Genomic DNA, 21601 nt, shown 5'->3' on the forward strand with positions numbered 1-21601 from the left:
AGGGGCAATGGTTAAACCCGTGCGTATGAAACGTGTCGTTTGTTTAACCAGTTGCTTTTACTCCAACTTTACTTCTTACAGTCTGAACTTGGGGAAACGCCCATTTTAGATGCGAGAAGCTCAAGGGTTTTATTTGCATCTGCATTTTCTTTAAAGGCTGCTATCGCCTTACAGAGCGCATTTTGTGCCTCAGCGGTATCATCAAGTATGATCTGAGAGCGTATTAAGCGCTGCCATTCAGCCAACGAGCCCCCATCTGTATACAGCCTAGTTTTGAGTTGATCGACCATTTGCGTAATCATCTGCTGGCGGTCAGTTGCACTCATTTCACTTGCTGCCCGAACGGTTTCCGCGTCTGGGTTTTTCAATAGTGGTTCTTTTTGAGCTGCTGTTGATTGCGCGTCATCAACGTTTTTTGTTTTTTCTTTTTCGGTTGGCTTTTCTTCGTTTTGCAAATCGGCAAGATAACTGTTGGCAATCGGCAACCAGCTGGCATCTGGCTCAGCTTGTGCAATCAGCTTTTGCCACAAAGCAATGGCTTGTTGCCTTTTACCCTGTTGGCCAAGCGCCACGGCTATATAAAACCTCGGTTTCACGGCATCGGGAGCAACTTTTTCCAAGTCCTGCAGCAAAGCAAAAGCAACATCATTTACTTTGCCATCAGCTTCGAAAATAAGTGCTTCAGCAAGCCCCATCTTCAAGTCGGGTAGATCGCCCATTGTGCGAATGGCTTGCTGGAATGCCTTTGCTGCCTTGGTGTATTCGCCCGATCGCATATAAATTGGCGCCAGCACTTGCCAACCACGGCCATCATCAGGATTATTTGCTAGGTGCGCTTCTGTTTGCGCGATCATTTCCTTTATGCTGGCTTGATTTTGGTTCATCCTTGCCAAGCGCTGCTCATAGGGATCATCGGGTAAGTCTGGCGACCCATAGGAAAGGTAAAGAGCAAGAGCTGCCAGTGGCATAACAAGCACAACCAGCAAACTCGATGCTCGCGTTCGCAGTTTATGGCTGCCACCCGTTTTTATTTGTTTGGCAGCTTTGTGCGCCGCCAACAAACGCCTTGATACCTCAATTCGCGCTGCTTCAGCCAAGTCCGCGTCCAGCGCACCGCTTTCCAAGTCAGCGTCAATCTCTTTCAATTGAGCCTTGAACACTTCCACATCGCTTGCGTGCGCTTCTTGCACAGCCTGCTGTCGCTGAAGTGGAATTAATACGGCAAGCGCCACAGCCAATGTTAACAGCGCTATTAAAATCCAGAATGTCATGGTTTCGCCAATAGACTAGTTCTAAACTAGAAACGCAACAGCCCTATCTGCGACCAGCCGTCGCAGTTGTTAGAGAATCCGCGCAAATGCTTAGTTTCTATGGACCAACTACATTAAATTGAGCGGAAAAACAACTAGTTATGAAACATATGCTTGATATGTGTTGTTGTAAGCATTTGCTCGGTTTTTTCTGTGCCTAAATAGTTCTCGCAAAATGACAGGAAGCGCTCACGTTTGAGCTCTGTAGGAGCTCTGGCTTGTTCTGGCCTGCCATTGCTATTTTGCAGGTAGTTTTCGTTTGTTTGCCACAAGGTACGCAGGAGGTTCTGATGTGTTTTTTCCAGCTCTGCTTCCATTGCAACCGTATGTGCAAGCGGGCGCACCAGCTTAAGTAGGCGCAGTGATTTGAGTGCAGATTTATATGAGGCTGTGGCCAATACGTCATCTATGCTGCGCGCATTCATGGCGACGCTCATTTGCGAAATCAACAAATCAAACTCTTCGCGTAATATGGCAGCAAGAGCCCGACGGGATTTTTCAAGTCGTAGTGCCCATTTATCGTGTTTTTCAATGGCAACGGCTGCGGATAAGTCCTCAAGCGAGTTTAAGACACCCTCCAGGGCCTGCGGAAAGCCAATTTCGGCATAGGCTGCATTGCGCCAAACCAGCGCCCCTTCCAGCTCACTTTCGAACATGGCAAAAGCGAACTCGCCGATCTCTGCAAAGGGTGCTGTAAGTGGTGACGTGCTTTGGAGACCGCACGCGTCCTTTGATGTTTCCTGCTCAGTTCCTAGGGTATTTTTTGCTAATGACTGAACCAGCTTGAACAGCGTAGCGCTTTGCCCGCCCACCCGTTGATGCAGGAGTACGGCCGCAAACGGAGCAATGTCGGGCTGTTGTTTTAATAGTGAAGTGAGTGGCCCGCAGTCTTCGATGTTAACCAGATGGTGGTTTCGGGAAACGAGTGGTGGCAGCTGCGCAAATACATGACGCAGTTTTGGGGCTACATTTAAAATCGCAATGGCATCTTCCAACTCGGCAATGCCCTTTGTGCCTTCGAGTAGATCACGCAGTGCTCGAGTTTCTGGCGTCGCCTTTTTCAACTCAACAAGCAATAGTTGGCCCTTCTCCACGATTTGGCGGCGTAAACGCGGAGCCACTTCGCGGCATAGCTCTTCAACTTCCCGCTGATAATTATTGGAGGGCGCTTTTGTTGATGATAATGCGCGTTCGTTCGCTGCCAATGTGCCGGTGAGCTGCTTTAAATCATAGGATAAGCGTTCGCGTTGTTGTTGCTCGGCTTTGCGTTGTGCTGTGCTTAAAGCTGCAACAAGCTCCGGGGCAAGCAAATGGTCTTCAACGATTTGCCACAGGACATCGATAAAACGTCTATCAATTAGCCCTCTAGCCTTACTAAAGGGCGGGTTCACAACCAAAAAAGGTTGTAGTGGCGCAAATATTTCCTTTTGAAGAGGCGTCAGGGATGATGGTGGTTGTTGCGCCTTTGCACGCATGGGCCGACCATTTAACAAACAACGCGAAACTGAAAGAAGAATATCCGCCCCTTGCGAACTGGAGCCGTGAAAATTGGTCTTTTGTACTGAACGCTCAAGCATGGCCAGAGCCTTCGGAGAAAGGTCTGCCAACAATGCATTCATTTTTTGCTCTTTTAACAATGCTCGTTGCATACGTGACCTTATGCTCTGCAGAATCGCCGCCAATCTTGTTCGTACCCCTTCGTTATTTATGGGCACATATGCTTAACCAATTATTGACGCGAAGCATGCAAGTTAAACTTTTAACGCGCATCTGTCATGCATGCAAAGATCATTTTACCCAACTCTTGCAGTCGACTTCAATAATCTAACATTGATAGGGGGTTGCTGAGCCGCTGAAGATCCTGAGAGCGTGCAACAGACCATCTCTTTCAGGTTAATTAATAAGTTGCCAACGGCCATCTTTAAGGCATGCGGCACCGCTGACCACTTTTTGTTGTAACTCTAAGCGAATGGTGTGTTCATAATCGCGGCATTGGGTGTTGTTGACCATATAGAGCGGGCCAACGCTTACCGTTCCCCCACGTCCAGAGCGGCTATTGCTCCAGTTAATGCGCTCCTTACCTTCCATATTATTTAGTGCTGAAGACTGCGCCTCAACGGCTGTTTGCAAGTCGCGATCTTTTAATACCGATCCCAGCTCTTTTTTAAAAGTACTGTCTATGGCCTCTTGGGCCTCCTTAGATCCGTCCAAGTGCGACCAGAAACCAAAAATGGAATAATCGTCGCTATCTGTCTGCAGGTTGGCTTGAGGTGAAGTCGCGCATGCCGCAAGAACAAAAAGCAAGCCGAAAATCAAACTCCAACGCAATATAAAGTACCTTTGACTAGAGCACATCGGCCCTCCTGGTGTGCCAACGGCCATTAAAAAAAAGGCCAAAATGGCTTTCTGCTATTCCCAATAGTAATTACATAATCACGATAAACGTCATTGTTGTTCTATACTGTGTTCACAACCCATTAAGTCGGGCATATTTGTGTTAGAAACACGCTTAGAATCAATCCCTTGCTTAATATGGACTACAAATAGCCAATTATACTTAATAGTATAATAAATACCTCCTACTATTAATCAAGGGTTTGGTGTCACTTGAACAACCGTCATTGGTAAAAACATAAGCACTTTCAACCCGCCCAAGCGGCTGGTATCAAGCTGTATCGACCCTCCATAAACCTCTGCCAAATCAGCAAGAATAGATAGACCCAATCCGGAACCCGGCACATTCTCATCCAGTCTTTTGCCTCGCTTTAAGGCCTGCTGTTGCAACTCAGTGGACAGGCCTGGCCCATCATCTTCAACGATAAGCTGCCAAAAAAACGTTTCCTCTTCGGTATTGCCGTGAATTTGCGCTGAAACTGCGACCTTTTCGACACACCATTTGCAAGCATTATCAAGGAGGTTTCCGAGGATTTCCTGCAGGTCCTGCCTTTCACCTCTAAAGGCAATTTGCTGATTACAATTCAGCTCAAAAACAATCTGTTTATCGCGATATATTTTTTTCATGGTTTGAGCCATGCTCTTGCAAACCGGCTCAACAGGACAAGCAACGCCAACCACACGGCGCTGTGCCGCCATTCTTGCCTTCTCCAAGTATCGCTTAATTTGTTCGTTCATAAGCAAGGTTTGCTCATGTACTTTTACTGTCACATCATCTGACTGGCTGCGGGTTTCGTTCATTATTACAGCCAGCGGGGTTTTCAACGCATGCGCCAAGTTACCCACATGGGCTCTGGCGCGTTCGACAATCTGTCTGTTTGATTTAACCAGTGCATTGAGTTCATGGACCAGCGGTTGCAACTCTCGAGGCATTTGGTCGTTAATCGTTTCGGCTTGTCCTTTTCGAATGTCCAATAACGAGCGTTGTAGCGTTCTTATTGGCCGTAGGCCAAAGTGAACTTGAATAAATATTGCAAGTATCAAACCCAGACCCAATATTACCAGCATTATGGTTGCCTGATTGGTAAAGGCACTGATACTTTCTCCCAGTTCTTGTGTACTACCAGCAACGACAATTAAGTACGAGGTGCGGCGCTCAAAGCGAACTGTGCGTGCCAGAGCTCGCAGTTGTGCGCCTGCTGGCCCCTTGAAGCTAAGATGAAAGTCTTCTGATAGGGTATTGTTAACATCTAGTGAAGAGATATTTAGCTGATCACTAAACAGTGAGGGGCTGTCAAAAAGTACGATATCTGGATCTTCCGCCAGTCGGACAGTCCAGTACCAGCCAGATTGAGGTACAGAAAAACGCGGTTCACCCCGGCCAACGACCGCAAAAAAGGGTTTACCAGGATTACGTGCAATAGCGCTTAATATCTCTGTCATATGGACATCTAGGCGATCATCCAGCGCCTTTTGGCCCGCATCTTGAAACAGTTTAACGAGAAAAAAGCCGGCAACAATCAATGCCAGCGTCACCCATATGGAAGCAACCAGTATCAAACGAAGTGCGAGTGAAATACGGTGGGTCGATGCCATAAGCTTTCGCATCATTTTCATCGACATGCTTTCCATTCAAAAGCTGTCATAATTCTTCTGCTCGTTTTATAAACAGCGCATTCCCAAGCGAGGATTTTATATGTTTTGCACTCAAAGGATAGCGCATAGGGATGGGAGGCATGCCAGCTATTAATATGGCTTGAGAATGCGCCAATCATTTTGTTAGACTTCCAGATGCTCTAGTTCTTTTACACGATAGCCAAGGCCTCGCACCGTTTCTATAAATTGTGCCCCAACCTTTTTTCTGAGCCTTGCGACAAATACTTCAATAGTATTGGAATCACGGTCAAAGTCCTGATCATATAAATGCTCAATCAACTCGGTACGTGATACGATCCGACCTTTATGATGCATTAAGTATGCTATAAGTCTGTATTCCAGCGATGTTAGCTTAAGGGCCAAACCATCCTTGGTTACTTTACTGGTACGCAAGTCCAGAACAATATCACCTATGGTTATTTCGTTGGAAGCCAATCCGGCCGCTCTTCTAACGAGCGCGCGCACCCTGGCAATCACCTCCTCCATGTGAAAAGGCTTGGCAACATAATCATCGGCACCAGCATCGATGCCCGCGACTTTATCGGACCAACGGTCTCTTGCGGTTAAAATGATAACTGGCATCGTGCGTCCATCACGGCGCCATTTTTCCAGAACAGACAAGCCGTCCATTTGAGGAAGTCCAATATCCAAGATTATCGTATCATAGGGCTCTGTATCCCCTAAAAAATGCCCTTCCTCACCATCAAAGGCTTGGTCAACAACATAGCCTGCATCCGTAAGGGCCGCAGCAAGTTGGCGGTTGAGGTCTTTATCGTCTTCTATAACTAGCAATCGCATTAAAAATACTCCGCTTAAGACATGCTCCCACCTTTCGATACCAATCCTATAATTTTCCGCTATCCCCCGCGGTTCTTTATAGGCTTTGCATCAACAACTAACCGATTGACATTACCTTCATTCAAAACCTTTAAAACATAAACAAGTCGCCCCCCTTGCTGACACAGCTGGGCAGAAATTATCTGCCCGTTGATTGCTAAGGCGCTCAAGGGGACTGCCTGGTTATTTTGAACTGCATGTCGGGCTTGCTGCGCTGTAAGGCAAGCGGCCTCGACACTGGTTATAGACAACAGCATGACAAAAGAAGCCATGATAAGGTTTCGTAAGAGTTGGTGTCTTTTCATAGCAGACTTTCTAATTGGCCCTTCCTGAACTCAAGATGAATGTTTCTTTCATTTTCTTTACGTTTAAAGAGCACTTAGGCCTTTTGTATTAACTTCACATAAAAAAAGAAGGTGGCACATATAGCCTTTCAGATAAGAAATCTCCAGTACCTACAACTGTTGATATCTGCGCCATAACAAAGGGTATATACTTAGGAATCTCCTTAAAGTCAGCAATTATATTTTCCCGAGAATAATAATACTCAGGTTTGTATATTATTTCTTCTCGCAGAATATCTCCAGAGTCACCAATTATTTTTATAAGATATTTTTCCAAAGTCTCATTTAACGGTACTTCATATAAGTGCCAGTTATCACCATTCCAACGGGTACGCGGTATAAAACTAATCTTAAGTCCATCATTAAAATGGCGCAAACGTGCATGAACAGGCGCATAAGGGCGCAAGCTGCGCCCTTTGCTCAACACAGTTAACCTTGCAACATTAATAGGCAGCAAAGGATGCCCTTGTGCTACAGCCTGATAATGATGTTCATAACCAATCTGCTCAATTTTGAATGGTATACTGTGAACCGCATGATCCAGTAGTACGACGGGCATTCCCTTTTCGATTGGCTTTGGCGGTGTTCCCAATTGTCCCCGAAGTAGTTTCGAAAGGCGATAACTGTTTTTTGCAATCAGCTCGGCCTTGAAGAACTGTATCACTTCCCATTGATCACTCTCTATTGGACCGCCATTCTTAACCGCAATTGCATTTGCGCCTGCAAACACCTCGTTTTGGCTGCGGCTCAAGAGCTGGCCGTGCGCCAACTCTACATCTAGCATTTGATGGGGGTTTATTCTGTCTTGTAACGCTTGTGATAAGACTGATCGCGTGCGCCCCATTGTTGCCGGTTGCTTTATTTGCATAAGCGGTTTCAAGCTCATTGCATGGCTGTCACCTTCGCCTTTGTATATGGCCACGGCACCTGGCCATGGTGTCATTGTCGCAGCAATATGAGGTTGCCCTTCGTCGCGTTCCTGGTTTCTAAAGCGGGGTAATTCTAAGAGTTCAACCCAAGGGGTTCCTGCACTGGGAAGTGAGTTATGCCTTTGTTTTGGTGCGCCAAAACTTGGCTGCAATTGACGGTTTACCCTTAACAGCGGATCGCTTGCCTTAACTGCGCTGACTTCTAACTTATCAGATCGATTTATTTGTTCCACACACCATCGTGTTGATTGCGAGAGATCGCCATTTTGTGCCGTTTCAATTTCTAGAAATCTCCCCGAAACAATATCGAGTTTTTTGTTATCTGTGACAAACTTCAATCCTTGGCGTTTTTGCCAGAGCTGGTGCAACATTAACTGCGTACATAAACTGGCTTGCTGCGCACCCATCGCAGCCGGCAATGAAGAAACAATGATATCGGCTTTGTCTCCAGAGACGATTCCAGTGCTGAATGCGTTGCTTTCATAATCATTCAGCGGGTCCGCGGTTACCAATTGCACCTTTTTAGGAAGTCGGCTGTGCTCTTCATAAAAAAACTCTATTTGTGGTCGCGAATTTGCCAGTATCAAATCATTTTTTAGCGATAGCTTCAGAAATGGCTCCCCTTTAGTGCTGGAGCTTATTGGCATACTGGTATTTTGCAGTTTAAGCACTGGCCCCCGATCATATAGCCCAGCGTCAAAAAGCGGTAATAAAGGTTCAACCGCCTCTTGAAAGCTGCTTAAGCCCGATACTGTGAAGCCTGCTATGGTGCCAAGCGTTTCCTCTGTCGTAAAGATGTTCGAGGGGATGTCAAAATCTGCAGCTATAGCTGTCAATAGCCCTGGCAGGCTTACGGTACCAAGACGCCCGTTCAACCAGTGCCCTTGACGCCAATTATCGCCGTCGGCCCATACATCTTGCAGGTTTGGAAAAGCCGGGAAAGGCCTTGCATCCCAAGTCCAGATAAACATATTTTTTGGCGCAATAAGTGCTTCCCCCGCTCGCCATTCAGGGTTTTCTAAAGTGCCTTGTTTTTCATGCCAATACTCGAGCATGGCTTGCAAATAGCGTCTTTGGGCCAAATCATCCTGTATCCCCCTAGAAAAATGCGGCAACCTACTCTCACTGGATTTGGGATCATAAAAAACATTAGGCTGGTTGGCGCCGCGATCAACTGCGGGGCAACCAAGCTCGGTAAACCACAGGGGTTTTGATAGGGGTTTATAGGCTGTTGGCGTTTGCTGGCGAATGCCTTTGTGACGCGGGAAGTGATGGTTTGAAAAGTACTTTACAATTGCCTTGGCCTGATAGAGCCAAGGCTCGCCATAGTCACCATCAGTGATTGGCAGGCGTTCTTTTTGTTCCCTTGCTTTGTCATTGGCATAATACCAGTCGTAGTATTCACCGCCACATATCTGAGATTTAAGCGTTGGGATATGATAGGCAGCGAACGCGCCCGCATCATCGCGAATATCACTTAAGGGCAAGTAGTTATCGATGGCTATGAAGTCGAGGTTCTCATCCGCCCATAATGGATCGAGCGGAAATTGTAGTGTTCCTGCCTCTGGCTGGTGCGCAGCGTATTCTGACCAGTCCGCGGCATATGATAGTTTGGTTTGGCTGCTAGGGCCCACGATTTCTCGTGCTTGGCGCAACAAGTCCTTAAGGGCGTTTACAAATGGGTACAGATCGCCTTGAGGTTGCTCTTTACTGGCTCTTGTTCTTGTTAAAGTCCGCATCTCGCTGCCAATGAGCAGGGCCTTTGCGCCGCCAAGGCGGGCCAATTGGGCATGGTGAAGAATAAAGCGGCGATACCCATGGTCGTTCTTTGTTCCCATAAACGCAGCAATTTCATTGGTCGCTTGTGCGGTTCCTGCATGGCTCTTGTTTGCAAGAGTTATGCGGCCGCGCCATGGATACGGCGGCTGATTGCCCTGAGCATCAGGGTTGGGCAATGTATTGTCGTCTTTGATATCCATCATCAAAAAGGGATAGAGCACAACCTCGACACCACGTTGCTTGAGCCATTTCATGATTGAAACAAGAGCGCTATCTGATGGTGTCCCCCCAAAGGCAGGGCGGCCATTCACTCTTGAGACAACCGGTACTTGGCGGCGCTGGCGCGCGTCCACTTGCCATTGGTGCGGGGTTGTTTGGGCTTCATGGTGGGCCACGCGGGGGGTAATGCGGCAGTTACCTGCACGCAAGTCATCACCAAACCAGCAGCTTACCAGTGCCACTTGGCGCAGGTTCGGACAAAGTGCGAGCAATTCCTCTAAAGAGCTTAAAACATCCGTTTGCTGTGCCCACTGGTGACGGTTGAGGAGTTTTGATGTTGCCAGACCCGTTTTTTGCAAGACCTGAGCGGTTTCATAAACAAACTCTCCAGAGCCTGGTATCAAGGTTATGGCTTGTATCTGTTTTTCAAGTGGCTCCACTGCGCGCATGACTTCAAACGCGAATTGTGGAATACGGTTGCCATAGGCATGAAGGGGCAAACGCTCGAATACGATATAGCAAATGCCGCGATAGGCAGGGGTCTCCCCCTGCTTCGCCTTGATAAGCGGGTCGGGTAACTGGTGTTTATCGCCCTTATAAAAACGATAGTTAATGGTTGTCAGGTCCAACTCGCGGCCATTTGCCCATATGCGCCGTAAATGATTGACGGGGCCGACGCAAATCGCCAAAGCCACATTGGCATAATAGCGATGATGGGATATTTCGGCACTGGGCTGAGCCGCCTTGCCACCGCCTTGCTCTTCGGTTTCAATCGTTTCCTCATAGCGAGTGGCCCAAATTATCTCACCTTGCAAACGCATGGTGCCGTATAGGTACGTCAAGGGTCGGCCTTCTGTGGAGGTTTGCAGGTTGACATTGCCGATCTGGCCAACATGCGTCCTCTTGGTTGTGGCAAACAACGCTTGGTCGATGAGCGAGCCTCCAATAGCCCCCAATGCCTGACCAGCGATCATACCAAACGGCCCGCCAATGGCACCGCCCACAGCAGCGCCAATTCCCGATAAAACCATTGTTGCCATTTTAATGATCCTCGTTGCTTTGCATAAATGGCCATTGAGCATTCAAGGCATGGGAAAGAGAAAGCGGGCAGCGATTTTCTTTTTCCACACGCCGATAAGCGGGCTTTCAACTGTACCTGCGGCTTCGTAGGCATGTACAAAGGCGTCTTTAGATGTGGCAATTCCCAAATGTTTGCAGGGGCTTGTCATGTTCCAACGAAAGAGCAAAACTTGGGCGGGTGTTATTGCGGGTGTTGAGATTGGCATTAAGTATTTTTGGGCTGCTTCTTTTAAAGGGTCATGACCTTCTTTCGCAGCCTCCGCCCAATACATATTATAGGGCGGTACAGCTTGCGGTTCATCGCCGTACAGTTTGCGATAAATCCCACGCACCAGCCCCAAACAATCACAACCAACCTGATATTTGCTTGCCTGATGGCGGTAGGGAGTGCCAATCCAGCTCCTTGCCAAACGCACCACCAAATTGGTCCATTGGCTCTGTTCCATGATTTTCCATCCCTATTGGACGTGTGTATGTGCGGGAGCGCAGGTAAAGTGCAAAGGTTTTAAGTAAGCGTAGCACCGTCGTTTTGGCCACTGGCTTGCTCAGGGCCTGCCAAAACAAAGTCATTGCCGGGCATTTGCGGAAAACCTTGAAAGTTAATTGGATTTTTGAATTTTCGTTGGCAAGTGGTCCATGCTTTATCGCAGCCGACAATAACGCGCACTCTGTCATCGGTTGTCAGTGTGTGCTTCAACTCTGCCCACAGTGTTAAACGTATGGTGGTGCTGGCGCTAGCGGATTGCGACGGGATAACTTCATGGTCGACAATTGTTTGCACCAAGCCCTTTAACGGCCCTGTGAGTACCTCAATTTTTCCATGGGTGAAAAAGCCCGCGGGAACCGCTGCATTTGCGTTTAATAGCAAGCGATGATCCCCCTGCTGCTCAATGACTTGCATTTCATAGGCATAATCGGGGTGATGAATATCTACCCCACAAGCTGCATCGCCCAGCTCGGCATTGCATTGACGCGAAAAGACATGCCCCTTTCGTTGGTCGAGTTTGGCGGCGAGACCCATCAATTCGGCATGGAACAGTTGGCCGTCATAACGCACCGCCCCAAGGTAGGCGCGGCGCATGAGTTTATAGGCACTGCTGTCTTGCCAGTTGACCCAATACACCAGCACTTCAGCATTATCCCAAACCCCAGAGAGCAAGTCGGCGCTCTCCAAACCTTTTGAGTTAATAATGCCCCGAACTTCCTCGCTTCCCGGAGTAAAGCCTTTTTCACTTTGGCTTTTACCCGCTGTAACGACAAGTTCTGGCTGACACAAAACCGTTTTTAAAAGTATCGGGCTATCATGTTCGGTAAATCCCAATTGCCTGCCAGTTTTAGCTCGCATTATCCAGCAGTGGGCCAGTGTGGTCACCTCACTTTCCAGATGTTTTTGCAGCTTCTTTTCGGCCTGCAGCGCCTCGCTACCTTGGCCATCTTGCGCGTGTTTCACAAGCGCCTCCTTCAACTACGGGCTGGACCAGTCAATTTGCGGCAATTCCGCCTCAATAATTTCTATCAGTGGAATGGTTGGTAATTGACCGGCCTCAAAACTCTCCATCGTCACTTCCAGTGTGTCACTGTCAAAGCGTACCGGGGTATCAAAGGTAAAACCGGCCGTTATGCGTGCCCCTTTTGCTGGCACACTTCCTTGAAGAAAATAAAATTGCCCGCTCGCCACATCCAAACTGTATGTGTTTGAGGGCAATGCAACCCCTTCAATGGCGATCAGCAGGCTGTCTTGATGTGGCCGTGTTATGGCCCGCTTGCCCCATTGGTTCCACTGGCTTTCAGTTTCCAAAGCTTCTTGGGCACTTTCGCTTTGCATTGTGCTTGGGCGATAAACCTTCACAAGTTGGTAGCGGCTCTCAAGGGAGCCTGTCGCAAAAGCCTGTAAACAATCTTGTGGTGTGGGAGGGCCTGGCAAAACACAGGAGCAATAATCAAAGGGGTCTTGAAAACGAAAGCCATTTAACCGACCTTTCGCTGCGGCAAACAACACAAACAATTGTTGCAGATCAGCAAGCGAGCGTACACCACTTGCCGCATCATATCGCCTTCGTGCTTGCGACCATGTCCCGTTTCGAGCTTCTTTACCGTTGGTCATTGTGGCTATTTGGGTTTGCCATTGAGGCCCGCCGCTCATTCCAAAAGCAATTTGCAAGGGAAATCTTTGCTGCAAAAAACTCATGCTTACCTCGGTTTTGTGATCTGAAACTCGGTCGTTGGCGAAAACAGGGCGGTCTTGAATAGATTGTATCTATTTTAAATTACCCCATAGTTTTCAGGGGCGAATGCGCATTAAAGTGATTGGCTTTGACTTTTCTCAAGGACGGAAAAACTGAAGTAACCTATTGCTTTGCACATGATTGTCAGCTTTGCGCTTGAACGCGCGTTGACAGTACGTTCAAGAATTACGCCCTCCAGTGGGGCAGAAACACGTCGGTTCTTGAGTCCCTCCTCTTCAACGCCGACGTTATAGCCCGCGTCGTCCCCGTCCGGCGGCGCGGGCCACCATTGCCGCGATTTGCGTAGAAGATGCATGAAAGCCACCCACATCCGGTGTGCTTATATTTATTGTGATGTTACCTCCTCCCATCGCAGCAGGACCGGCCACGCCCAATTGACCGCTTTTATCGCGCTTTAGCGGTATGATGGCCTCTGGCCCCGCCTCTCCCATCACGCCGCTATTTCCTGCAGGTAAATTGAAGTGCGTTGGCGCATTTATTATACCTCCGCTGGCAAACATTTGCGGCAAGGGTACGCGTGAACCTGAATTGTTAAAGCTCAAGGGTGCGGTGCCTGTATTGGCAAAAATGCTTTGCAAACCTGTTGCGAGTGCTGTTTGCAATGGCTTCAAAGAATGTTGTAGGGCACTTTGCGACATGTCCAAATAGATTTGCCGCATGATTTGCGAGAGGGACTGGCCTTCTATCGTAGCCGCTTTCAGGCCCCCCACCAGTTTATGAGAAAACCTATCGGCCAGCCCTTCTAGGCCATGCAAAGCTTCTTCAAGCTGATTTAGCTGTTGTTTTGAAAGCAGTGAACTTTGATCCTGCCTTTGCCAATCGTCCATTTAGCCCTCCCGACTTTCACTTGAGACCCCACGTTGCGCTGTCTCGTTCGCCACTTATTCAAATAATGAGCCTTTTCATTCACGTATCGGGATACTTGGAAATAAGCCCCTCAAGGACTTGGCAGTTCATGGCTGGTGGCTCTTGTCGCGCTTGATGTGACTGTGCGGCTGCTTTGAGCAAGAGTGCCACCTCTTTGGGGGTTAAACTCCATATTGTCTGGGGCGCGAAACCAAAGAGTGCAGCCATTTTGACAAAGGCCAATTCGAGGGGATAATCCAGTTGTTGTGGCTGCATGTTGGCTGTGGTGTTTGCTCGCTCAAATGGCAGTTCAAGCTTTTGGATCATGATCGGACTCGTTGTGGTTGCCCGTTTCGGCTTCCTGCGGATTTGGGGCAAATGTTGCCACAAGTAAATCTCGGGTGATAGCAATCAGCCCGGCAACCCCGTTAGCCGTTGTCAAACTGTCCAGCTCTTGTTCACTCAAGGGGTGCCCAGCGCCATAACTTCCGGCAGAAATAACAGCACGAATTTGCTTGGCAGAAATCGCACCCGAGCTTAAATCTGTTGCCAACTGCGCAAGCGAATTGCAACCAAGTGCCGTTTCCAGTTGCGCCAATGCGCCTAATGACAACAAGAGTGGCTGGTTTTTGCCGTTCATTTTGGCGATGATTTCACCGCGAATGGCGTTCCCCCTCGATTGGTGGGAAACGATCTGGTTCTTTATCATTGAGCCTCCCAAAGCACCGTTAACCGAGCGCGGAGAATATGACCTGGCCAGCCGATTCAAGGGCCAGTTCGTAGTTCATTTCTCCGTTAAATTCACCGGCATACTCAAGTGCCGAGATATGAAATGGTGCTTCAATCTGGCCAAAACCATTGATGATGAGGCGCCATGGCACTTGCTGGCTGGCAAAAAAAAGGGCCTGTACTTGCTGACTGCTATCGTCATCGCGGAAAATGCCCCGCCCTGATAAGCTAACACTGCGTGTTCCAGAACCTTGCAGTAATTCGCGCCAACGTCCTGCACTTTCCGTTGTGGTTATATCGGCCGCATTGGCGTTGAAGGCAATGCGGCGCGAGCGCAACCCAGCCACGCTTTTAAAATTACCGGTATTGTCGTGATCGAGCTTTAACAGCAAGTCACGCCCTGTCTTTACGGACATATCGACCTCGCTTTGATTGTAATGAAAAAGGAAATGGCTTTGTGCGCGAACCTGCACTAGGGCTGGTGCTTATTGCTGCGCCAGAAGCTGAAAACTGCGATAAACTGTAGTTGTTTTGCCATCTTTACGATGCTCAGCACGTTGCTGCCAACTTGTGATGGCAAGTAAGTCGCCGCGCATCACAGCATCTTGCAGCGCCTCTCCGGCCTGGTCCATGATTGCCAGCCCCTGCCCTCTTTTTTGCCCAGCACTGTAAACAATCAGCGTGAAATTCAAACGCCACAACGCCTGTTGGTCTGCTGTCAACGCTTGCGAGTTGATCCGGTCCAGCACTAAAAACGGAAAAGGGCAACCGCGTGGTGGCAAACTGTATATTCTTGGGGGATCACCAAGAAACCTTGTCAGCTGCGCGCGCTGGCGCAAAGCCATGATAATGGCCGTCATTTGCTGCTTATGGTCTAGCATTCGGGCTGTTTCCTTGACTGGCCAGCATCAGATGGCACGCACTTCGCGCTCAATTGCAAGCACGAGGATATCACCACGCTGCTGGAGTGTTGAGCTTACCGCCTCCACCTCCCAAAGTGCATTTTGAGTTTTCATGCGCCAACCGGGGCGCAAGGGACAAGGCGCACGCATACGCAACCGATAACGGGTCTCGCTGCGCTGGGTTTGCATCTGGCTGTGTGCGTTCGCTTGAAAGCTGTCAATGTGGACCCAATAAAGGCCCATTGTCTGCCAGCTTTCTACCTGCTCCATTTCGGCATCAAATACGGGTCTTAGCAGTTCTACCGGTTCATTATAGTTGCTGCCCGTTTTCATAGGCGCAGCACCTTAAACGGTGACAAGGCATGATCGAGGCCGTGGGGCAGTAAATCTGTCAGCTTGCCGGTATGTGCGCCCGTGCGATGTTCGTACCAAAACCCGACGAGTAACAAAATGGCGGTTTTCAAAGCTTCAGGAACGCTCTCTGCACTCTCGCCATAACCAGCAATGAAGTCAACTTCCAACCCATTTTGCGCTTTTGCCTTTATCTCGGCCAATGGCAACAATTGTAGGGCGGGTGGATTGGCGTTTAGTTTGCTGCGCCATTTATCTTGATCGATGAGGACGGGGTAACCGGCACCATCATAGGCCGTTATGCTGGTAATTTGGCTCACTGGCGCTTTGGGCAGCGTGATGCGGCCACTTTGGGGAACATCTTCGATGTAAAGACGCCAAAGCTGGTTGATGAGCGCCCGGCCGGTCATCTGTTCCACTTGTTGACGGGCTGATTGTATCAAGTGGCTAATTAGCTCGTTCTCATGGGCGTGCGAAATGCGTAAATGCATACGAGCCATTGCAAGAGTTACCGGTTCGCTTTTGGGGTATTCGACCAAAACCGCTGTCATGATGTTTCCTGATCTTTGTTTGAAAATGGGCGTGTTGACTTGCCCCGCTGGCACAAGGGCTTTTGGGCTTTTGGGGCAAGCCGGGCGCGGTAAAATCAGGCTGATAATTGCATCAGTTTGATGGCATTGAAGTCTTGAACACCGCCGCCCACGCGTTTGGTGATGTAAAACAGCACGTAGGGTTTTGCGGAATAAGGATCGCGCAATATTTTGACACCCAAGCGGTCCACCACCAAATATCCGCGTGCAAAGTCACCAAATGCTATTGGCAGGCTGTTGTCGCTCATATCCGGCATGTGCTCCAGTTCCACCACGGGAAAGCCCATCAAGGAGGCTTTATTGTTGGCGTTGGCGGGCGGCTGCCAAATATAGTTGCCGTCGTTATCTTTTAACTTGCGCAGGTGTGCTTGGGTTTTACGGTTGAAGACAAAACTGGCATTTTGCCGATAGCCACTTTTCAAGGTGTATATGAGATCAATCAGTTTATCGGTCGGTGCGGTTGCGGGCAGTGCCCCATTAACACCGGTTTTTATCGTGCCCAGTTTGCCCCAGCTCCAGCTGGTTTCCTCAATTATCGGATAAGCGAGAAAACCGGTGGGCATATTGTTGCCGGTTCCGGAAACAAATGCTTCGCTCTCCTGCTCAGCAAAGGCTGTCTCCACTTCTTGGGCGATCCATTCTTCCACATTCACCGCGCTATCATCAAGCAGGCTCTGGGTGGCGGCGGGCATGGCGTAAAGTTCCATGGTTGGAAATGCCAGCTCGGCCAGTTCGGGGCTTTGGGTTTGCGGGCGATCAGCCGTTTCGCCCACCCAACCGGTGGCCGGACCGTTGATACTAAAGGGGCGCTTGTAGACACTGGCTGATACTTGTCGCTGACCGGCAATGGAACGCAGCGGCGAGACTTTGGTCAATGCGGTAAGTATTTGTGCCTCGGTCTGCTCTGGCACCAGATAGCCGCCATCGCTATCACCGCCAATGTGCAATGCCTTACTTTCCAGTTGCCGTAAACTGTCATCAGCGCCTTTGCGCATATAGTTAATAAATGCACCGCGATACTGATGGGCGAACTCCGCAGCTTCCCCTTGTTGGTCGGTGGTGTGCGCGTATTGCGAGAGTGCCGGACGGCGGGTTTTTAAGGCCAATGCTTCCAATGCCTGCAATCTGGTGTCCAGCTCGCCATCCAAGCGCATGAGCTTTTCAAGCAGCAATACATCTGCCTGGCCTTTTTGCTCCAGTGCCTGCCGGGTATCGTTGGTTTTTATAAATTCATCGTGGGCATGGTTGAGAGATTGGTAGGCTGCCTGCACACTATCGGGCACATAGGAGAATTTGGGGGGCGTAGAAAACTGATACTGCCCTTTTTGCTTGGGGGCCAGTGTATCTGGTCGTGTATTTGGCCGCATTTGTGGTTGGCGGGTTAAGTCTTTTGTTTCCAACGGACTTGGGCTGTTCGTATGCTTGGACATGATATTGTTCCTTAAGTTTGCAATGGTTTCGCTAAAAGTCATTTTTCGGTAATGGGCGCGGCCAAAATCTGGCCGTTGCGAGCAGCGGAAAAGTCACCAGAGAGACTTCCCAAAGATCTACACTCAGGACTTCCCGATGCGCAGCTTGCGGGTGCGCGCGGGCACGCCCGGTTTTAAAGCCGATAGACAGGGAGTTGATGCTACCGCAGCTCACCAAAGCCATAACGTCAGCAGCTTTTTGCACGCCGCCAATCAAAAGGCCTTGCGCGAACAAGCCGCTTTGGTCTTCATAGATACGCTGCCAGACACCAATTGGCTGGGCGGGGTCGTGTTGCCATAACATCTTGATGGCGCTCGGGGGTTTATTGGCAAGGGTTTGGGTAAAAGCACCCGGCTTTATGATATCGCCACCCGCATCAGCTTCATTAAAGCGGCTGGCATAGCCTTCAATGGCCATGACAAGAGGTGTGCAGGACACGCAAGCAGTTCCTCCTTTGTGTATTTGTCTTCGTGACGGGAAGTTGTCGGATTTTGCGGGCAGTATTACCGTCGCAGCACGCCCATAGAGCGATGTTCGCCTATATGGCGATTATGGTGACGGGTGCGGGGCATAGCCCACGGCATGGCGCTTTTCGTTATCGGTTAAAAAATCTGCCGCATTGATACGCTGCCATAAATTAGCGCGTTCGGAAGAAAGCGCTTCGATTGCATCCAAATTGGGGGCCAGGCGCAAACTTTCACCATAGGCGGGCGCGAGCCAACAGGCGAGTTCACTGGTGCAGCGACGCACCAGCGGAATAACGCATTGACGCCAGAATGCCCGGTTGGCCTCGCTATAGGTGGCGTAGGTGTTGTCGCCCGGTATACCCAGCACCATGGGCGGTATGCCAAACGCCAGTGCTATTTCCCGTGCGGCCTGATTTTTAACAGCTGTGAACTCCAGATCCTTGGGGGATAGTCCCATGGGTCGCCACTCCAGCCCCCCTTCCAGCAACAGCGGGCGGCCAGCATTGCGCGCTCCTTGATAGCTGCCTTCCAATTCTGCCTTTAAGCTTTGGAACTGGTCTTCGGTGAGGTTCATCACCTCACTGCCACCATATACAAGTGCGCCTGTGGGACAGGCTGCATTATCCAACAGTGCCTTGTTCCAGGTAGCGGCTGCGTTGTGGCTGTCGAGTGCCAGCAAAGCCGCTTCCAGCGGGGCAAAGCCGTAATGGTCGTTGAGGGGGTGAAACATTTTTATATGCAACAATGGTGCTATGGGTGCATCAAGCTGTGTAGCAATGCGCATGCTACGCCCGGCGAGCTGATAATCCCAGGCACTTACCCAGCCATTTTTATCGGTTACGACCTTTATGCGGTCCGGGCGCAGCACGTGTAATTCACGTGGTGTTGCATTCAAACTCACCTGCTCGATATAGGCGTTGCCTGCCGTGAGGAGATTGCCATAAACAGCCTCCCAAAAACTCGCAGCTGTAGTGCCTTGGCTTGGTTGTTGTAACAGCTCCAGTAAAGGGTGCTGTTGCAATTCATCCCGCCCCTTCACCAAGGTGAGCGGGAGTGATGCCGCCGCTTCGCTAATCATACGGACACAGCGGTAAACAACAGGATTTTTACTATAGCCTTCGCGTGCAAGTGCCGCATAATCGCGCGGTGTCCAACGGGCTTGCCCCTGCTTTGTTAGGGCAGCCAATTTCATTGTCCGCGAGGCTTTTATCTCGCTGGCTGGCAAATCTGGTTTCCGGTTGGTGGTGTAATTGTTACTGGTGAAATGATTGCTTTCGCTCTTTGAAAAAAGTGATTCAAGTAACCTTGGTAAGCGCATGTTTTAACTTCCCTTTTTTAGGAGGGTGGGCGATTTGACCTTTCCTATTTCCTGCAGGTTCGCGGGTATTTTCTTAGCTGCGGTCTTTAGACGTTAACAAATTGATTCAACTGGAACTTTGGTTGAAAAAATGATTCAACAATACCAATTAAGCTATTGAAATAGCTAAAGTACCCTCATTTTGGGTGTGGCTTTTGGCTTGAGTGCAAGCTCACGGATGGCCCAAATCAACGCATCGGCACGGTCGGGTGATTTTTTATTTTTGGCGCGATAGCCGCTTGTATTTTCGCTCATGCTCAAGCTCATGAGTTCATCTTCCAGCTCGGGAAAACTTCCCGTATGATGTACCTTTCCTTGCTCGTATAGCAGGGCTACTGGTTCGGCACGACGGCTTTTGCTGGTGCTGGCATGGACGCTTTTTACCGGTACAGCGGGGTCGATGCTGGCAATCATTTGCGCCACCATTTCGCCGCCCTGATTGGTCTCGGCAACAACGTAATCGGCTTGTAAATGCTGCGCTACATGCACCACATGACTTGCCCATTGTGCGGGGCGTAAGCCTTGGCGGCTATGGTCGGCAATGACGTATAAATGGCTTTTCTCATCCAGACCAACGGCAACGATACCGCATGCATCGGCTTGTTTGCCGCTGGTGGCTGGGGGGTCTACCGCCAACACGACTTTCACCAGTTCCGGTGCTTGTGCCAGGCGCTCTTTTTCAAACCATACGCGCTGGAACAAACTGTCTTCACTGTCCGCGATCAATTCACCTTGCAGTTCCTGACGGCCTAAGCGGGTACCGGCATACTTGTTGAATACACCTTGCAAAAAGCTTGGTGCGAGAAAGGCAGCATTATCTTTAGTGGTGGCGTGAGTTAAATAGAACCCTGTGTCGACTTCCGCCTTTTCTTCCCCTCCAGTCACGGCCTCGTGTCTACTGTGATTTTTTAGTAGCATTTTTAAAAGTGGTGTTGGCCTTGGTGTTGTGGTGAGCAGTTGTTGCGGTCTCTCCCCCAGTCGCAAACCGAATTGTAACATGTCATAGGTTTCGATTGCGTTTTGCCATTTGCCAATTTCATCGCACCAGGCGTGGGTGAACTGTGGTCCGCGCAGTGCCTCGGGGTCTTCGGACGAGAAGGCATAGGCGGTGGCTCCATTTTGCCATTGCAGCAAACGCCGCGAAGGTATCCACTTCGGGCGTTGGCTCGGTGGGTGGACTGCCAATAACCCTGATGGCCCTTCAATCATCACCTCCCGGACATCGGCATAGGTTTGGCCGATAAGCGCGACTTTAATTTGCTCGTCCTGCGATAGCTTTGCCGCACTGGTTTTTGCCAGCATGCGGACCCATTCGGCCCCTGCCCGGGTTTTGCCTGCCCCGCGCCCCCCCATAAACAGCCAAGTGGTAAAATTGGACTTCGGTGCCCTTTGGTAGTCATGGGCAAACACCGACCAATCATAGTATAGGAACTCCACTTCCTCAGGGCTTAGGGTGTTTAGAAAGCGTATTAGGCGCGGTTTGCTGGTGCATTTTAGCAAGGCGTTTCGCAAGTTGCTGTCGCATGACATGGTCTGACTGCCTTTTGGTTGTGCCATTGCCGATCTGCTGTTTTCTTTGGGTTTCTTGTAGCGCGAATAAAGATTGCAGGGTTTTTGCGGTTGCTATCAGTGCCTTCATTTTTTGTTCGGTCTGCACATTAGGTTTGCTTTCCCGCCTGTTTTTTCTCGCCGTATTGGAGCGGCCAGCTGAGGTTTCTTGTTCCAGCCCGTTTTCATAGGTTGCCAACTGGTGTTCAAGTGCCTCCACCTGGTTTTCAAAGGCGGAAAACAACCTTGCTATCATCTGCTTTTGTTGTGTTTGTTCTGGCGCTTGGCCCGTTTGACTATCTGGCAGGCTGTTTGCATTACCCGCCTTAAAACGCTGCCACCCCTCACGGCGCATGCGCCCACGTAAGGTAGAGAGCGGCAAGTTATGGCTGCGGGCCAATTGGGCTATATTCACTTCTTTGCTTTCTACCTGTTGGCGCAAATTGCTCCAAAAGCTCGGCGGCAACGGTTTATTTTTGCGGATTTTACGCAAAGTATTGCCCCTCTCTCAATGGTATGGTTAATTATCTGAATGGCCTGAATTGCT

Annotated in this window: 22 protein-coding genes; all 22 read right to left on the reverse strand. The window is 49.6% G+C overall.

The annotated features are described in order from the left end of the window. Positions 1-68: 68 nt before the first annotated feature. Entirely contained in the window at positions 69-1271 is a 1203-nt protein-coding gene (ccmI, locus tag AYK67_RS13215; protein WP_068087651.1) for a c-type cytochrome biogenesis protein CcmI, read from the reverse strand. Between the two features lie 134 nt (positions 1272-1405). After that, the gene (locus AYK67_RS13220) at positions 1406-2929 is read right to left on the reverse strand and encodes a hypothetical protein (RefSeq protein WP_156453162.1); all 1524 of its coding nucleotides are present in this window, start codon (positions 2927-2929) and stop codon (positions 1406-1408) included. Between the two features lie 274 nt (positions 2930-3203). Further along, on the reverse strand, positions 3204-3665 hold the full coding sequence (locus AYK67_RS13225) for an RT0821/Lpp0805 family surface protein (protein WP_068087657.1): 462 nt from the start codon (positions 3663-3665) through the stop codon (positions 3204-3206). Between the two features lie 234 nt (positions 3666-3899). Next, positions 3900-5321: an ATP-binding protein gene (locus tag AYK67_RS13230; RefSeq protein ID WP_208976300.1), complete on the reverse strand. Its 1422-nt coding sequence runs from the start codon at positions 5319-5321 to the stop codon at positions 3900-3902. A gap of 162 nt (positions 5322-5483) precedes the next feature. Continuing rightward, a complete protein-coding gene (locus AYK67_RS13235; protein ID WP_068087660.1) occupies positions 5484-6158 on the reverse strand; it encodes a response regulator transcription factor in 675 nt (224 codons plus the stop codon). Positions 6159-6217: 59 nt separating this feature from the next. Further along, positions 6218-6502 (reverse strand): PepSY domain-containing protein, encoded by a 285-nt coding sequence (locus tag AYK67_RS13240; RefSeq protein ID WP_068087663.1) that lies wholly within the window; start codon positions 6500-6502, stop codon positions 6218-6220. Positions 6503-6596: 94 nt separating this feature from the next. Beyond that, positions 6597-10508 (reverse strand): baseplate multidomain protein megatron, encoded by a 3912-nt coding sequence (locus AYK67_RS13245; RefSeq protein WP_162265110.1) that lies wholly within the window; start codon positions 10506-10508, stop codon positions 6597-6599. Positions 10509-10550: 42 nt separating this feature from the next. After that, positions 10551-10994, reverse strand: coding sequence for a C40 family peptidase (locus tag AYK67_RS13250; RefSeq protein WP_068087669.1), 444 nt, complete (start codon positions 10992-10994; stop codon positions 10551-10553). A gap of 59 nt (positions 10995-11053) precedes the next feature. Continuing rightward, positions 11054-11998, reverse strand: coding sequence for a DUF2163 domain-containing protein (locus AYK67_RS13255; protein ID WP_162265111.1), 945 nt, complete (start codon positions 11996-11998; stop codon positions 11054-11056). Between the two features lie 15 nt (positions 11999-12013). Further along, a complete protein-coding gene (locus tag AYK67_RS13260) occupies positions 12014-12736 on the reverse strand; it encodes a DUF2460 domain-containing protein (RefSeq protein ID WP_068087674.1) in 723 nt (240 codons plus the stop codon). Positions 12737-13021: 285 nt separating this feature from the next. Beyond that, complete coding sequence (locus AYK67_RS13265) at positions 13022-13621, reverse strand: phage tail tape measure protein (protein WP_068087677.1); 600 nt, start codon at positions 13619-13621, stop codon at positions 13022-13024. A 79-nt stretch (positions 13622-13700) separates the two neighbouring features. Beyond that, entirely contained in the window at positions 13701-13967 is a 267-nt protein-coding gene (locus AYK67_RS13270) for a phage tail assembly chaperone (RefSeq protein WP_068087679.1), read from the reverse strand. Further along, positions 13951-14349 carry a gene transfer agent family protein gene (locus AYK67_RS13275; RefSeq protein ID WP_068087682.1) on the reverse strand — a complete coding sequence of 133 codons (399 nt, stop codon included), beginning with the start codon at positions 14347-14349 and terminating at the stop codon, positions 13951-13953. The genes AYK67_RS13270 and AYK67_RS13275 overlap by 17 nt, the downstream gene beginning before the upstream one ends. A gap of 19 nt (positions 14350-14368) precedes the next feature. Then, on the reverse strand, positions 14369-14785 hold the full coding sequence (locus AYK67_RS13280; protein ID WP_068087688.1) for a phage major tail protein, TP901-1 family: 417 nt from the start codon (positions 14783-14785) through the stop codon (positions 14369-14371). Between the two features lie 69 nt (positions 14786-14854). Next, entirely contained in the window at positions 14855-15250 is a 396-nt protein-coding gene (locus AYK67_RS13285) for a DUF3168 domain-containing protein (RefSeq protein WP_068087691.1), read from the reverse strand. A 27-nt stretch (positions 15251-15277) separates the two neighbouring features. Continuing rightward, positions 15278-15604 carry a head-tail adaptor protein gene (locus AYK67_RS13290; protein ID WP_068087694.1) on the reverse strand — a complete coding sequence of 109 codons (327 nt, stop codon included), beginning with the start codon at positions 15602-15604 and terminating at the stop codon, positions 15278-15280. Then, a complete protein-coding gene (locus tag AYK67_RS13295; RefSeq protein ID WP_068087696.1) occupies positions 15601-16173 on the reverse strand; it encodes a head-tail connector protein in 573 nt (190 codons plus the stop codon). Before AYK67_RS13295 ends, AYK67_RS13290 begins: the two co-directional genes overlap by 4 nt. A 95-nt stretch (positions 16174-16268) precedes the next feature. Further along, a complete protein-coding gene (locus AYK67_RS13300; protein WP_244266923.1) occupies positions 16269-17642 on the reverse strand; it encodes a phage major capsid protein in 1374 nt (457 codons plus the stop codon). Positions 17643-17673: 31 nt separating this feature from the next. Next, positions 17674-18120: an HK97 family phage prohead protease gene (locus tag AYK67_RS13305; RefSeq protein WP_244266924.1), complete on the reverse strand. Its 447-nt coding sequence runs from the start codon at positions 18118-18120 to the stop codon at positions 17674-17676. A 111-nt stretch (positions 18121-18231) separates the two neighbouring features. After that, a complete protein-coding gene (locus AYK67_RS13310; RefSeq protein ID WP_082735817.1) occupies positions 18232-19467 on the reverse strand; it encodes a phage portal protein in 1236 nt (411 codons plus the stop codon). A gap of 165 nt (positions 19468-19632) precedes the next feature. Next, the gene (locus AYK67_RS13315; protein WP_244266925.1) at positions 19633-21063 is read right to left on the reverse strand and encodes a DNA-packaging protein; all 1431 of its coding nucleotides are present in this window, start codon (positions 21061-21063) and stop codon (positions 19633-19635) included. Continuing rightward, positions 20948-21547, reverse strand: coding sequence for a hypothetical protein (locus AYK67_RS13320; protein ID WP_068087701.1), 600 nt, complete (start codon positions 21545-21547; stop codon positions 20948-20950). Before AYK67_RS13320 ends, AYK67_RS13315 begins: the two co-directional genes overlap by 116 nt. Positions 21548-21601 lie beyond the last annotated feature (54 nt).

This window comes from Polycladidibacter stylochi, assembly GCF_001562055.1.
Taxonomy (GTDB): domain Bacteria; phylum Pseudomonadota; class Alphaproteobacteria; order Rhizobiales; family Stappiaceae; genus Pseudovibrio; species Pseudovibrio stylochi.

What these genes read in the sequence shown, in the direction of transcription:
- ccmI (WP_068087651.1), bottom strand. Translation starts at nt 1,271, where the DNA reads ATGACATTCTGGATTTTAATAGCGCTGTTAACATTGGCTGTGGCGCTT.
- AYK67_RS13220 (WP_156453162.1), bottom strand. Translation starts at nt 2,929, where the DNA reads ATGAATGCATTGTTGGCAGACCTTTCTCCGAAGGCTCTGGCCATGCTT.
- AYK67_RS13225 (WP_068087657.1), bottom strand. Translation starts at nt 3,665, where the DNA reads ATGTGCTCTAGTCAAAGGTACTTTATATTGCGTTGGAGTTTGATTTTC.
- AYK67_RS13230 (WP_208976300.1), bottom strand. Translation starts at nt 5,321, where the DNA reads ATGAAAATGATGCGAAAGCTTATGGCATCGACCCACCGTATTTCACTC.
- AYK67_RS13235 (WP_068087660.1), bottom strand. Translation starts at nt 6,158, where the DNA reads ATGCGATTGCTAGTTATAGAAGACGATAAAGACCTCAACCGCCAACTT.
- AYK67_RS13240 (WP_068087663.1), bottom strand. Translation starts at nt 6,502, where the DNA reads ATGAAAAGACACCAACTCTTACGAAACCTTATCATGGCTTCTTTTGTC.
- AYK67_RS13245 (WP_162265110.1), bottom strand. Translation starts at nt 10,508, where the DNA reads ATGGCAACAATGGTTTTATCGGGAATTGGCGCTGCTGTGGGCGGTGCC.
- AYK67_RS13250 (WP_068087669.1), bottom strand. Translation starts at nt 10,994, where the DNA reads ATGGAACAGAGCCAATGGACCAATTTGGTGGTGCGTTTGGCAAGGAGC.
- AYK67_RS13260 (WP_068087674.1), bottom strand. Translation starts at nt 12,736, where the DNA reads ATGAGTTTTTTGCAGCAAAGATTTCCCTTGCAAATTGCTTTTGGAATG.
- AYK67_RS13265 (WP_068087677.1), bottom strand. Translation starts at nt 13,621, where the DNA reads ATGGACGATTGGCAAAGGCAGGATCAAAGTTCACTGCTTTCAAAACAA.
- AYK67_RS13270 (WP_068087679.1), bottom strand. Translation starts at nt 13,967, where the DNA reads ATGATCCAAAAGCTTGAACTGCCATTTGAGCGAGCAAACACCACAGCC.
- AYK67_RS13275 (WP_068087682.1), bottom strand. Translation starts at nt 14,349, where the DNA reads ATGATAAAGAACCAGATCGTTTCCCACCAATCGAGGGGGAACGCCATT.
- AYK67_RS13280 (WP_068087688.1), bottom strand. Translation starts at nt 14,785, where the DNA reads ATGTCCGTAAAGACAGGGCGTGACTTGCTGTTAAAGCTCGATCACGAC.
- AYK67_RS13285 (WP_068087691.1), bottom strand. Translation starts at nt 15,250, where the DNA reads ATGCTAGACCATAAGCAGCAAATGACGGCCATTATCATGGCTTTGCGC.
- AYK67_RS13290 (WP_068087694.1), bottom strand. Translation starts at nt 15,604, where the DNA reads ATGAAAACGGGCAGCAACTATAATGAACCGGTAGAACTGCTAAGACCC.
- AYK67_RS13295 (WP_068087696.1), bottom strand. Translation starts at nt 16,173, where the DNA reads ATGACAGCGGTTTTGGTCGAATACCCCAAAAGCGAACCGGTAACTCTT.
- AYK67_RS13300 (WP_244266923.1), bottom strand. Translation starts at nt 17,642, where the DNA reads ATGTCCAAGCATACGAACAGCCCAAGTCCGTTGGAAACAAAAGACTTA.
- AYK67_RS13310 (WP_082735817.1), bottom strand. Translation starts at nt 19,467, where the DNA reads ATGCGCTTACCAAGGTTACTTGAATCACTTTTTTCAAAGAGCGAAAGC.
- AYK67_RS13315 (WP_244266925.1), bottom strand. Translation starts at nt 21,063, where the DNA reads ATGGCACAACCAAAAGGCAGTCAGACCATGTCATGCGACAGCAACTTG.